Genomic DNA, 12,872 nt, shown 5'->3' on the forward strand with positions numbered 1-12,872 from the left:
GCTGGAACCCCGGCCGACGCCACGGCACCCACACCACCGAGTCGCCGAACACCTCCTGGGTCAGCGCCTCCCCGTCAGCGGCCGTCGCGAACGCGATCCCCGAGTCCGGGTGCAGATGGTCCACGTGCACCGCATCGACCAGCGCATGCATCGCCGTATCGATCGACGGCGCCGCACCCCCCTTGCCATGCAAGCAGTAGTCGAACGCCGCGACCATCTCGTCCTCACGGTCCACGCCCGGGTAGACCTCGACGAGCGCACGCAGCCGATCCAGGCGCAGCACCGCCAGGTTCTTCTCCGTCAACGTCCCCAGGTCACCCCCGGACCCCTTCACCCACAGCAGCTCCACGTCCGAACCCGTCACCGGGTCCGTCGCCGTACCCTTCGCGGACGTGTTCCCACCCGCGTAGTTCGTGGTCCGCGGGTCCGCACCCAGCCTGTTGGACCGTGAAACCAGCTCAGCAGCGGTCTCGTTCGTCATCAAGATCGTCCTCTCAAGAAGTGTGTGAACAGACGCGACGTCAGGCGCCCCAGCCGGACTGCGTTCCACCGGCGCGCTCCTCGGCGATCCGGCGGAGGTAGCCGCTGGCGGCGAAAGCGGCGATCGGRTCAGCCGGCAGACCGCGCGACTCGCGCCAGGCCGCCAGCGTGGGGCGCACATCGGTCCAGAACGCGTCCATCAGGACCGCGTTCGCGCCGAGCACGTCGTTCGCCTGCTGGGCTGCGGTGAGTGCCGTCCGGTCGACGAGCAGAGCACGTGCGGTCATCTCCTGGACGTTCAGCACAGAGCGGATCTGCCCGGGGATCTTGTCCTCGATGTTGTGGCACTGGTCGAGCATCAGAGCGAGGTCCGAACCGGGTTCGAGCCCGCCCCCGCGGACGACCTCAGCCATGATCCGGAACAGCTGGAACGGGTCCGCCGCGCCGACGATCAAGTCGTCGTCCGCGTAGAACCGCGAGTTGAAGTCGAACGAGCCGAGCTTTCCCAGTCGCAACAGCTGGGCGACGATGAACTCGATGTTCGTCCCGGGGGCGTGGTGCCCGGTGTCCAGGCAGACGGTTGCACGGTCGCCCAGAGCGTTGACCTGCGCGAAGGCGGTCCCCCAGTCGGGAACATCCGTGTGATAGAACGCCGGCTCGAAGAACTTGTACTCGAGGACCAGGCGCTGGTTCTCGCCGATGTGGCCGTAGATCTCAGACAGCGACTCGTGGAGTCGATCCTGGCGGGCACGGATGTCGTCCTGGCCCGGGTAGTTCGTGCCGTCGGCGAGCCAGATCTTCAAGTCGCGCGATCCGGTCTGGCCCATGATCTCGATGCACTCGAGGTGATGGTCGATCGCCTTGCGTCGGACGCCGTCGTCAGCGGACGTCAGCGAACCGAACTTGTACGCGTCGTCCTGGAACGTGTTCGAGTTGACGGTGCCGAGGCCGACTCCCAGCTCGTTCGCGTGCTCCTTTAACGCGGTGTAGTCGTCCACCTTGTCCCAAGGGATGTGCAGAGCGACGGCGGGTGCGAGCCCGGTGAAGGCGTGGACCTGTGCCGCATCCGCGATCTTCTCCTGGACGCTCCGCGGAGTCCCAGGCGTCCCGAAGACCCTGAACCGCGTCCCGGAGTTGCCGAAGGCCCAGGAGGGCACCTCGATCGCGAGGGCCTCGAGCCGCTCAAGCATGGCGGCGGAATTGGTCACCACGGGTCACCCTTTCGTCGTTGAATCGATTCATTGCATCGGAGAAAGGTGCTGTTGTCAAATCGTCGTCGGCGCTCGTCAACAATCCCGCCGATGGACAGCAGAAATAGACGGCGGTGATATTCGAGATCAGCGAAACGGTCTTCCCGGGACCGCGAGACGACACCACGCTGCTTGACGGCGAACCGGTCAGAGTCGACCGACGCGCCCGACCGGGCTTCACGGGTCAAGACAGTGCCCAGAGCTCGTATCCATCCCGGCAACGACGCACGCCGACGCACGCCCGTGGCGCTCGTGCGATCAGGTGGCGCAGCTCACCGCCGGGTGCGCCGCAGCCTGAGACGCCCCACCATGCACCCCACCGTGGGCTCCGTCTTCTTTCCCGCCCGACCCGGGCGGGCGCTGCCAGCTCGAACCTCCGCCCCGAGGACGTGGCGGAAGCCCGGCGGATCGGTCCCTCTACCCGATCCTCGCGACGATTCACCCACGAGAGGACACCCCATGCACGTCACGACGACCAGATCGACCCGCTGGACTCGAGGGGGCACCCTCGCCCTGGCCGGACTCGCGGGATCCCTAGCGGTCAGCGGGCTGACCGTCCTCCCCTCGGAAGCCGCGGAGACCGCACCGGACTTCGGGCCCCAGGTGCGKATCTTCGACCCGAGCACTCCGGTCGCCCAGATCAACGCCTACCTGCAGAGCATCTCTGCCGAGGCTGAGTTCAGCCCCAACCGGCACGCCGTCTACTTCAAGCCGGGCACCTACGGCAGCTCCGCCGGTCAGAGCAACCCGCTGACCGCCACGGGCATCGTCAACTCAGAAGTCGGCTACTACACCTCGATCGCCGGCCTCGGGACCTCGCCGACAGACGTCACCATCAACGGCGCGCTCCATGCCGAGCCGCGGCAGGGCGCGGACGGTTCCTCGGACGGCCTCACGAACTTCTACCGCTCGCTGGCCAACCTCTCGGTCAACCCCATCCAGAGACCGGTGGGCGCCGACGCGCAGCGCGCCCGGCCGGAGGGGGTCGCGCCAGCCGGGACCCTGCGCTGGGCGACCTCCCAGGCGTCCTCGCTGCGACGGGTGGACATCCAGGGACACCTGGACCTGAACGGTGCCTACGGCGCAACCCTCTTCGGCGCGGAGATCGCTGACAGCCGCGTCCGCGGCGTCGTCAACAGCGGCGGCGACCGCGGGCCCGGTCAGGCGCAGTACTACACCCGAGACAGCCAGATCGGCGGCTGGACCGGCGCGTCGGCAAACCTGGTCTTCTCCGGCGTGAACGGTGCACCGGCGACAGACCTCACCGAACGGGGCATCACCACGCTGCCCTCAACCCCAGTCTCTCGGCCGGCCCCGTTCCTCACCGCGACCGGCAACGACTACTCGGTCTTCGTCCCGAGCGGGCGCACCGGCTCCTCGGGTGTCGACTGGTCGACGAGCACCAACGCCGGGACCCGGATCCCCATCAGCCAGTTCCACATCGCCAAGCCGACCGACTCCGCCACCACGATCAACGCCGCGCTGTCCACAGGGAAGAACCTCATCCTGACCCCGGGTGTCTACCGTCTGAACGCCCCGATCCAGGTGACCCGCGCCAACACGGTCGTGATGGGCATGGGCTACGCGACCCTGGCGCCCACCGGTGGTCAGGCCGCGATCCAGGTCGGTGACGTCACGAACGTCGTGATCTCGAGCCTGATCGTTGATGCGAGCCCCGGCGCGCGGGTCCTGGTCAAGGTCGGCACGGGCAACTCCGTCGGCGTCGGCGACGCGCTCAAGCCCACCACCCTCAGCGATGTGTTCGTCCGCGTCGGGGGGGCCCAGGCCGGCTCGACCACGACCATGCTCGAGATCAACCAGAGCAAGGTCATCCTCGACAACACCTGGCTCTGGCGCGCCGACCACGGCACCGGGGTCGGCTGGACGACCAACACCAGCGACCACGGACTCGTCGTCAACGGCCTCGACGTGACCGCGCTGGGTCTGTTCGTGGAGCACAACCAGAAGAACCAGACCATCTGGAACGGCGAGCGCGGCAGGACAGTCTTCTATCAGAGCGAGTTCCCCTACGACCCGCCGAACCAGGCGGCGTGGATGGACGGGATCAGGAACGGCTACGCCTCCTACGAGGTCTCGCCCACCGTCACCGCGCACTCGGCGACAGGGACGGCGATCTACGCGCTCTTCACGGCCTCGACCTTCGCCGGCGCCCCTGTGCAGGCCTGGACGTCCATCGAGGCGCCCAGGCGCGCCACCGTGCAGCTCAGGTCGATGACGACGGCGGTCATCGCTCTCGGCGGCGGTGTCACGTCCATCGTCAATGGTGCTGGGGCCCCGGTGGACGCCACGTTGCCCAACCAGGTCGTCCCAGGCTTCGCGTCGTCAGCTCGCCTGGCTGCCTACTCCGGCTGACCACCCGCGAGCCTCGTGGAGCCCTCGCCCGCACGTTCGGTCGAGGGCTCCACCTGCACGTGCCACCGACGACGGCGGCATCACGACCTCAGAGAAGGCACGAACGACAAGAATGCCGCATGTGGCTTTCAGCCCACGGACAACACTGCTTTCTCACGCCATTCGAGGACCCGCATCGACGTGGTGAAGGGGTAGTGCCGAAATGTGGTTCCGAAATGGAGCTGCCTCCAGGAAGGCGCATCGAAGGGCCGCAGAACTGAACGCACACGGTCGGGGGCTTCGCTCGCGCCTCACTCGCCGGCGTCGACCCGCAGTCTGAGCAGGATCGCGACGCTGACCAGGGCAGCCAGCACCCCGACCACTCCGACGGCCGGCGCCAGTCCGCCGAYGAGGCCAGTCATCGCGCCCATGATCAGCGGTGTCAGGAACTGGCCTCCGAAGAACGCCGACTGCCACAGCCCGGTCGAACGCCCTCGCTCCTCGAACCGGACAGTCGAGAGGGCCCAGGTGACCAAGGACGGAAGCAGCAGGCCGGAACCGGCCGACGCCACGATCGCGCCGAGCACGACGCCCGGCAGTCCGGGGACGAACCAGATCAGGCCCATGCCGAGCGCCTGCAACCCGAACCCGGTCCCCAGCAGCGAGCGCTTCGGTGCGGTGGAGACGCGTGCGAAGGCGAGCGCTCCGGCGGCGGTGGCCAGCGATGCGGCGACCGCGACCATCCCGATCGTCTGGGTGTTCGTCGCGTCGACACCGGTGCCGACGACGAGGTAGCTGACCTCGATGATGAGCACGTAGAACGTGAACCCGCCGAACAGCGTCACGACGAGCGGCAGGCCGAGCTGGCGCCACGGGATCCGCGACCGGGCGACCTCGGCAGACGCCTGCTCCGCTCGACCCTCGGCGCTCGGCTCCCAGAGGGAGATGATCATCGGCACGGCGATGACCGCGCTGATGGCGTACACCCAGAACGGGGTGTGCCACCCGCTGACCCCCAGCGCACCACCGATCCCGATGAACACCGTCGCGGCGAGGGTCGTCACGACCGTCTGCAGCCCGAGGTAGCGGTTGCGACGACGAGGTTCGTGGAAGTAATCGATGATCAAGGTCGTGCAGACGGTCATGATCGCCGCCTCGCAGAGTCCGACGAAGATCCTGCTCACCAGGATGGCGTGCAGGTCGTCGAGCCAGACCGGCGCCGTGCCGGCGATCGCGTAGGCGAACATCGCGGCGACAAGGAGTGCCTTGCGGCCCAGACGGTCGACGATCTGACCGGCGAACGGCGCGAACAACGCGATGATCAGCGCCGGCACCGCGACGATCATCGGGACGAGGACGTCGGCTCCGGGAACGGACGCGAACGCCTCGGAGAGCTGCGGAAGGATCGGCGTGATCAGGACCGATCCGAGTACCGGCATGCAGCTGCCGGCGAGCAGCAGGACGGCCTGCCACACGCCGGCCCGGCGCGCGGTCGGGGCGATGGTGATGGAGCTGTTCGTCATTGAACCTCCGGGTGACTGGGGAGGACACGGAGAGYGTGCGGGGCGCACTGTCGTCTCCGTGTCCCGGCCGCGGCGTTGCGGCGGTCACCATTCGAGGGCCTGGACGCGAGCCCGGCAACGGACCATCTGCTGATGGAGCGCATCACGGCGACGGATGCGGTAGCCCGGAACTGCGCGGCTTCAGGCCGAGGCCAGTGACCGCCTGACCGTGTCCGGCGCGTCCTCGATCCGTCCGCCGTTGCCCAGGGCGATGGCGGCGCGCCACAACAGGCGCGCCCGCTGCGGCACGGATGCCCGCAGGGACGTGGCAGATCCGTCCAGGTCCGTGAACGGCAGATCCCACGCCGCCGGAGGCAGGTCCCGCCACTCGACGTCGAGATGGATTGCTGCGTGCTCGGCCAGGTTGCGTAGCGCCTGGGCGGGCAGGGTCGCGGTGAACTCTTCGGTCGCGACCTGCTCCTGCGACGAGGACCACAGAGGATCAAGGACACCGGTCGTCGCCCACGTCGTCCGCCGGGTCAGCGCGCGTGCGCCCAGGGCGACGTGCGCGACCAGTCGTCGTCGTGACCAGCCTTCGGTCGTGCTCGGGCCGTCGAGCTGCTCGTCCGTCAGGCCGCGCAGCTGCCGGGCGTAGTAGGCCTGCGCGCGCCGAGCGCTCACCAGGTCGGACAGGATCACCGCGTCACACGTGCGGTCGGTGCGCGCCGGCATCAGTCACCACGGCMCGGGAGGTACGTGCGAGTGAAGCCGAGAGCATCGATCACGGGTCCGTCGTTGAACCGGAACAGGTCGAGCTGGMCGTCCGCCGCCAACGACCACGGGACCCAGCTCGGCACGACGAACAGGTCGCCCTTCTCCAGTGAGTGCTCGACGCCGTCGAGGATGGCGGTCCCGGTGCCGTCGAACACCTGCCAGACCGACGACCCGACCTCGTGCCGGACGGGGGTCGTCGCGCCCGGACGCAGGCGGTGGAACTCCGCTCGCAGCGTCGGCATCACGTCGCCGCCCGTCGTGGGGTTGACGTAGCGGATCGCCGCGTGGCCCTGCTCGACGGTCGCCGGCTGCCCCTCGTCCTCGAGAGCCAGCTGCTCGGTCAGTGCGCGATCGGTGTGCTCCCACCGGTACGCCATCAACGGAGAGCTCACCCGAGCCTCGAGCTCGCTGAGGGGCCGGAGCCCGGGATGCGCCCACAGCCGCTCGTTGCGGGAGATCGGTGGCGACGCCTCGTCGGTGACCCGCTCCGACCCGAACTCGAAGAACCCGACGTCGGCGTAGTGCGAGAGCGGGACGTCCAGACCGTCGATCCAGGCCATCGGCTCGTCGGTGTCGTTGTGGTGGCCGTGGAAGTGCCACCCCGGGGTGAGGAGAAGGTCACCGCGGCGCATGGCGACCGGGTCGCCGTTCACGACCGTCCAGACCCCTTCGCCCTCGATCACGAAGCGGAAGGCGTTCTGGGCGTGGCGGTGCTCGGGCGCGGTCTCGTGCCCGCCGAGGTACTGGATGGCACACCAGAGCGTGGGAGTCGCGTAGGCCGTGCCCGGAAGGCCAGGATTCGCCAAGCCGATGGCCCGGCGCTCACCACCGCGACCCACCGGCACGAGCGCGCCGCTGCGCTCGGCGATGTCGAACAGCTGCTTCCACCGCCACACGTGCGGTACCGCTCGGGGTGCCGGGGCCATCGGCATCAGGTCATCGCGCTGAGTCCACAGCGGGCTCGTGCTGATCGCTGCGAAATCCTCGTACAGGCGTGCCAGTTCCGGTGTGTCGGCGGTGCCGTCCATCTGCTTCATCGCAGCCCTCTCGTCGGAGACAGTCGTTGGTATCCCAACCGTTCCGGAGTGGACAAGGACATCTGCCCCGACATGGCATCAGAACTCATGATGCGCGTGATCAGGGATCAACGGCTTCACGGTGCGGCTGCTGAGTCTGATCCTGTAGTCCCCGCCGACGTCGGCGTACCCGTGCAATGAAGGACGGAAGACTCGTGCGCAACGCTGCMCCGCTCCCCTCGACGACCTCCTACGCCGTCGGCATGTTCGACGCCGGCGCCGGGCCGTTCGCCGGACTCGTCGTGGGCTCGGACGTCCTCGACCTTGCCTCCGTACCCGAGCACCTGGCACCTGTCCGGACGACCACCGCCCTGCTCGCGGAGTGGGACGCTGTCGTCCCGGCGCTCGCGCGGCTCGCCGAGGCGCGGCCGGGCCACTGGCACTCCCTCGACGCGCTGACGGTCATGCCACCCGTCGCTCCCGCGCAGATCATTCAGGCCGGGGCGAACTACCGCACGCACGTCCTCGATCTCGCGGTCAAGCACACCGAGCTGTCGGGCGGTCGCACCGAGGAGCAGGTCCGCGCGGAGGCGGCGGTCATGATGGACGAGCGTGCCCGCACCGGCATCCCGTACCTGTTCAGTGGGGCGCCGTCCGCGATCACCGGTGCCTACGAGGACGTCGTGCTGCCCTCCTACAGCGAGCAGGCCGACTGGGAGCTGGAGCTCGTCGCGGTGATCGGGAAGCCCGCGTACCAGATCAGCCGGGACGAGGCTCTCGCCCACGTCGCCGGCTACACGATCGCGAACGACCTGACCAGCCGCGACCTCGTCTTCCGTCGGGACATGCCGGAGATCGGGACCGACTGGCTGCGCGCCAAGAACGCCCCCGGCTTCCTTCCGCTCGGGCCGTATCTCGTGCCGTCGGAGCTCCAGGGCGATCCCGCGGACCTGCGGCTCACCCTGAGGCTGAACGGCGACGTCATGCAGGACGAGTCCGCGAAGGACATGCTGTTCGACGTCGCGTCGCTCGTCTCGCACGCCTCCCACTTCGTCGCCCTCTCCCCCGGCGACCTCGTCCTGACCGGGAGCCCGGCCGGCAACGGGATGCACTGGCGGCGCTTCCTGCGCCCCGGGGACGTGATCGAGGCGTCGATCTCCGACCTCGGCGTGCAGCGCACGACGTTCGTCGGCGCGAGCGCATGACCGCGGTCGACGACGTCGCCGACCTGGATCCGTCGACCCTGGACCGGACCGATCCCGAAGGCGTCATCGCGATCCTGGCCGCCGCGTGCTCCAACACCGGCAGGTGGGGTGACGCGGACGTGCTCGGCACCCTGAACCTCATCGACGACGCGAAGCGCGCCGCCGCTGCGCGGCTCGTGCGGCGTGGCCGGACCTTCTCCCTGTCCTTGCCGTTCGACGGGAACGGACCCCAGAACGGCTGGCGCCGCCGCACCAACCCGGTCCACACGATGCTCGACACCGGCGTCGACGCCGAACGTGGCATCCAAGGCTTCCCGCACGGCCTCGGCGGGGCCGACGACGTCGTCGCCATGCCGTTGCAGTGCTCGACGCAGTGGGACGGGCTCGGGCACATCTTCGACCACGGCCGCGCCTACAACGGGCGACGGGCAGGCGACGTCGTGACGAGCGCGGGCGACCTGGTGACCGGGATCGAGACGGCCGCCGCCCAGATCGCCGGCCGCGGGGTCCTGCTCGATGTCGGTCGGTTGCTCGGGGACGACGCCCACGGCACGGGCGGCGAGCTTCCCGACGGGTTCGCGATCACCACGGAACACCTGCGCGCGTGCATCGAGAGCCAGGGGCCGTCATCGACGGTGGGACCGGGCGACATCCTCCTGGTGCGCACCGGCCGACTTGCACGCGCTCGACGCGACGGCTGGGGCCAGTACGCAGGCGGCCCGGCCCCCGGCCTGTCGATCACGACGGCCGGCTGGCTGCGACGGACGGACGTCGCCGCGGTCGCGACAGACACCTGGGGGTTCGAGGTGCGGCCGAACGAGTTCGACGACGCGTTCCAGCCACTGCACCAGGTCGTCATCCCCAACATGGGTCTCTTCGTCGGTGAGATGTGGGACCTCGACGACCTCGCGGCGGACTGCGCGCAGGACGGCACCTACGACTTCTGGCTCACGGCAGCCCCCATCCCGTTCACCGGGGCCGTCGGCGCCCCCGTGAACCCCCTCGCAGTCAAGTAGTCGCATCGTTCTCGAAGGAGCGGACATGCCAGCAGTCAGCAAGGTCTTGGTCGTCGGCGGCGGCGCGGCGGGTGCCGCGACCGCGATCCTCCTCGCCCAGGCAGGCGTCGAGGTCGACCTCGTCGAGATCAAGCCCGACATCGTCACCCTGGGATCCGGCATCACCCTGCAGGGCAATGCCCTGCGCGTGCTGCGCGACCTCGGTGTCTGGGACCAGGTGGAGGCGGCCGGCTACGGCTTCGACACCCTCGGTCTGCGTGCCCCCGACCCCGCCGGAACGGTGATCGCCGTGCTCCCGGACGCTCGCACCGGAGGACCGGACCTCCCGGCCACGCTCGGCATGCCACGGCAGGAGCTCGCGCGGGCACTGCACGAACGCGCCGAGGAGGTCGGCGTGAAGATCCGGCTCGCCACGACGTGCACCGGCATCGAGCAGGACGAGTCGGGGGTGGATGTCGAGCTGTCCGACGGCTCCAGCGGCCGTTACGACCTGGTCGTGGGCGCCGACGGGATCCGTTCGTGGACGCGTCGGATGATCGGCGTGCCGCTCGAGACCCGTTCGACGGGCATGGGCATCTGGCGAGCGTTCACCAGCCGGCCCGAGAGCGTCACGCGGACGGACCTGTTCTACGGGGGCCCGCAGTACATCGCGGGCTACTGCCCGACCGGACCGGACTCCCTGTACGCCTACATCGTCGAGCCGGCCCAGGACCGCAGCGCCCTGACCCCGGACGAGCAGCTCGCCGAGATGCGTCGGCTGTCCGAGGGCTACGGAGGCCCGTGGGACGAGATCCGGCCGACCCTGACCGATGCCTCGCGGGTCAGCTACACCTGGTTCGAGGCGCACGTGCTCGAGGAACCCTGGAACCGAGGGCGCGTCGTCCTCGTCGGCGATGCAGCGCACGCCTGTCCTCCGACGCTCGCGCAGGGCGCCGCGCAGGCACTCGAGGACGCCGCGGTGCTGTCCGAGCTTCTCCTGACGCGTGACGCGGTCGACGCCGAACTCTGGCAAGAGTTCACCGACCGGCGCTTCGAGCGAGCGCGGGCGGTCGTCGACGCATCGGTCCAGCTGGGGCAGTGGCTCATCGACGGCGAGCGCGGAGACGTTCCTGGGCTCATGGGCCGGATCGCCGCGCTCGTCACGGTGCCCGCGTGAGTGCCGACGGGCTGGGCCACGCACGGCTGCCGACGGTTGACGTCCACGCCCACGTGCTCGTACCGGACGTCGAGCAGGCGGTCGCGCACGAAGCCGGACTGGACTCCCAGCGGATGCTCGACCTGCTGCGCAACGGTTCCGAGTCCACCGCGGTGTCGGCCGTCATGGTCCGCGAGCGGGGCCACCTGCTCGTCCGGACCGACCATCGCCTGGAGGTCATGGACCGGCAGGGCGTCGACCTCCAGGTCCTCTCGCCGTCACCGTCTCAATACCACTACTGGGCCGACGAGCCCCTCGCGCTCGACCTGGCCCGGCGGGTGAACGACGGCGTGGCGCTCGCGGTGGACGCAGCGCCGTCCCGTCTGACCGGGCTGGGACTCGTCCCGCTCCAGCATCCCCACCTGGCCGCGGCGGCGCTGCGCGACGCGGTCTCCAAGGGTCTTCGTGGTGTCGAGATCTCCTCGCACGCGCCAGGCCCGCACGGCGGCACGATCGAGCTCTCCGATCCACGGCTCGACGAGTTCTGGGCCGAGGCAGCCGCGCTCCACGCCCTCGTCTTCGTGCACCCGTTCGGTTGCACGCTCGACGAGCGGCTCGACCGCTGGTACCTCTCGAACTCCGTCGGACAGCCCGTCGAGACGACGCTCGCGTTGTCCCACCTCATCTTCTCCGGGGTCCTCGACCGGCATCCGGACCTGCAGATCCTGGCAGCTCATGGCGGGGGGTACCTGCCGACGTATCTCGGCCGCAACGACCGGGCCTGGCGCGTCCGGTCCGAGGCAGGCACGTGCGCCAGGCCACCGAGCAGCTATCTGCGCGACCTCTGGTTCGACACCGTCGTGCACGACCGACGGGCGCTGCGCACCCTCGTCGACGCGGTCGGTCTGGAACGTGTCTGCCTCGGCAGCGACCACCCGTTCGACATGGGGACGGACGACCCGGTCGGCGATCTGCAGGCATCGGGACTGACTGCCTACGAGGTCAACTCCATCCAGCGCGGGAACGCGCATCGACTCGGGCTCCGGCCGGGGCTGCGGTCATGACCAGTCAGAGCGACCTGGTCGACTTCCCCGTCCGACCTCATGCGCGCCGCTCGGCCGGCGACGTGGGCGTCGCTCCTACGATGAACCATGGCGTCCTCGAGGATCGCGGCCCGCTGGTGCGCCCGTTCGGCGGGAGGCCGACCGTGAACATCGCCAACCTCAACCTGAACCTGCTGACCGCGCTCGACGCGCTGCTGCGGGAACGCAGCGTCACGAACGCGGCTGCCAAGCTCGGCCTGAGCCAGCCAGCCCTGAGCGCGTCCCTGGCCCGGCTGCGCCGGCACTTCAACGACCCGCTGCTGGTCCGCGTCGGGAACACGTACGAGCTCACCCCGTTCGCCGAGCAGCTGCGCGAACGCACGGGCTCAGCCATGGCGGGCGTGGAACGCGTGTTCTCCGTCGCACCCACGTTCGACCCCGCCACATCCGACCGGTCCTTCAGCGTCCTCGTGGCCGACTACTCCCTCAGCGTCATCGGCACCGGAGTCAGCCAGATCGTCGCCGAGCGGGCGCCAGGGGTCCGGGTCGAGTTCCATCCCCACACCCCTCAGCTGATCGAGCGGGCGGAGGAGGTGCTCCGTGAGGCCGACGCGATGATCCTGCCGCGAGGGTTCGCGTCGGGACTCCCGCACCTCGACCTGTTCACCGACACCTGGGTGTGCGTCGTGGACGCCGATCACCCGACGATCGGCGAGACCGTCACCTTGTCCGAGCTCGCAGGCCACCCCTGGGTCGTGAGCTTCAGGTCGTCGTCGGCGTTCACCCCGCCGATGCGCCAGATGGAGAACCTCGGCGTCGAGGTCCGCGTCCAGATCGTGGTCGAGAGCTTCCTTGCCATTCCCCAGTTCCTGGTCGGGACGGACCGCATCGCGCTGGTCCAGGAGCGGCTCGTCCCGATGCTGATGCGAGGACACCGGCTGCGGACGGTGCCGTGCCCCTTCGACGTGATCCCGCTCGTCGAGGCTCTGTGGTGGCACCCCGCTCAGCAGCTCGAGCCTGGCCATGCCTGGTTGCGATCGATCATCCTGGAGGCTGCACAAGGCGTCGACGGACCACGGTCGCCGGACCTCGTCTGAGC

The 12,872-nt window shown here is 69.4% G+C and carries 11 protein-coding genes; 6 read left to right on the top strand and 5 right to left on the bottom strand.

Annotated elements, in window-relative coordinates; genetic code table 11:
* Together ACXJKF_RS21185 and rhaI are read right to left on the bottom strand one after the other, a co-directional pair.
* Positions 1-481: class II aldolase/adducin family protein (locus tag ACXJKF_RS21185; protein WP_456789743.1), on the bottom strand; the 481-nt coding region annotated here is incomplete at its 3' end.
* 40 nt (positions 482-521) lie between these two features.
* Positions 522-1,670 carry an L-rhamnose isomerase gene (rhaI, locus tag ACXJKF_RS21190; RefSeq protein ID WP_456789744.1) on the bottom strand — a complete coding sequence of 383 codons (1,149 nt, stop codon included), beginning with the start codon at positions 1,668-1,670 and terminating at the stop codon, positions 522-524.
* A gap of 519 nt (positions 1,671-2,189) precedes the next feature.
* Here rhaI and ACXJKF_RS21195 point away from each other — a divergent pair.
* The gene (locus ACXJKF_RS21195) at positions 2,190-4,103 is read left to right on the top strand and encodes an adenylyl cyclase (protein ID WP_456789721.1); all 1,914 of its coding nucleotides are present in this window, start codon (positions 2,190-2,192) and stop codon (positions 4,101-4,103) included.
* Between the two features lie 290 nt (positions 4,104-4,393).
* On the opposite strand, the gene ACXJKF_RS21200 is transcribed toward ACXJKF_RS21195, so the two are convergent.
* The 3 genes from ACXJKF_RS21200 to ACXJKF_RS21210 form a co-directional block, all read right to left on the bottom strand.
* On the bottom strand, positions 4,394-5,605 hold the full coding sequence (locus ACXJKF_RS21200; protein ID WP_456789722.1) for an MFS transporter: 1,212 nt from the start codon (positions 5,603-5,605) through the stop codon (positions 4,394-4,396).
* Positions 5,606-5,785: 180 nt separating this feature from the next.
* Positions 5,786-6,316: a maleylpyruvate isomerase N-terminal domain-containing protein gene (locus ACXJKF_RS21205; RefSeq protein ID WP_456789723.1), complete on the bottom strand. Its 531-nt coding sequence runs from the start codon at positions 6,314-6,316 to the stop codon at positions 5,786-5,788.
* Positions 6,316-7,395 carry a cupin domain-containing protein gene (locus ACXJKF_RS21210; protein WP_456789724.1) on the bottom strand — a complete coding sequence of 360 codons (1,080 nt, stop codon included), beginning with the start codon at positions 7,393-7,395 and terminating at the stop codon, positions 6,316-6,318. The genes ACXJKF_RS21205 and ACXJKF_RS21210 overlap by 1 nt, the downstream gene beginning before the upstream one ends.
* A 194-nt stretch (positions 7,396-7,589) precedes the next feature.
* Between ACXJKF_RS21210 and ACXJKF_RS21215 the strand changes: the two genes are divergently transcribed.
* From ACXJKF_RS21215 to ACXJKF_RS21235, 5 genes are read left to right on the top strand one after another with little or no spacing between them, the layout of a single operon-like run.
* Complete coding sequence (locus ACXJKF_RS21215) at positions 7,590-8,579, top strand: fumarylacetoacetate hydrolase family protein (protein ID WP_456789725.1); 990 nt, start codon at positions 7,590-7,592, stop codon at positions 8,577-8,579.
* Positions 8,576-9,595: a cyclase family protein gene (locus tag ACXJKF_RS21220; protein WP_456789726.1), complete on the top strand. Its 1,020-nt coding sequence runs from the start codon at positions 8,576-8,578 to the stop codon at positions 9,593-9,595. Before ACXJKF_RS21215 ends, ACXJKF_RS21220 begins: the two co-directional genes overlap by 4 nt.
* Before the next feature lie 25 nt (positions 9,596-9,620).
* A complete protein-coding gene (locus ACXJKF_RS21225; protein WP_456789727.1) occupies positions 9,621-10,751 on the top strand; it encodes an FAD-dependent monooxygenase in 1,131 nt (376 codons plus the stop codon).
* On the top strand, positions 10,748-11,794 hold the full coding sequence (locus ACXJKF_RS21230; RefSeq protein ID WP_456789728.1) for an amidohydrolase family protein: 1,047 nt from the start codon (positions 10,748-10,750) through the stop codon (positions 11,792-11,794). The genes ACXJKF_RS21225 and ACXJKF_RS21230 overlap by 4 nt, the downstream gene beginning before the upstream one ends.
* The gene (locus tag ACXJKF_RS21235) at positions 11,791-12,870 is read left to right on the top strand and encodes a LysR family transcriptional regulator (protein ID WP_456789729.1); all 1,080 of its coding nucleotides are present in this window, start codon (positions 11,791-11,793) and stop codon (positions 12,868-12,870) included. Before ACXJKF_RS21230 ends, ACXJKF_RS21235 begins: the two co-directional genes overlap by 4 nt.
* The last annotated feature ends 2 nt before the right edge of the window (positions 12,871-12,872 follow it).

The organism is Cellulomonas sp. P5_C5 (assembly GCF_054049655.1).

What these genes read in the sequence shown, in the direction of transcription:
- ACXJKF_RS21205 (WP_456789723.1), bottom strand. Translation starts at nt 6,316, where the DNA reads ATGCCGGCGCGCACCGACCGCACGTGTGACGCGGTGATCCTGTCCGAC.
- ACXJKF_RS21220 (WP_456789726.1), top strand. Translation starts at nt 8,576, where the DNA reads ATGACCGCGGTCGACGACGTCGCCGACCTGGATCCGTCGACCCTGGAC.
- ACXJKF_RS21225 (WP_456789727.1), top strand. Translation starts at nt 9,621, where the DNA reads ATGCCAGCAGTCAGCAAGGTCTTGGTCGTCGGCGGCGGCGCGGCGGGT.
- ACXJKF_RS21235 (WP_456789729.1), top strand. Translation starts at nt 11,791, where the DNA reads ATGACCAGTCAGAGCGACCTGGTCGACTTCCCCGTCCGACCTCATGCG.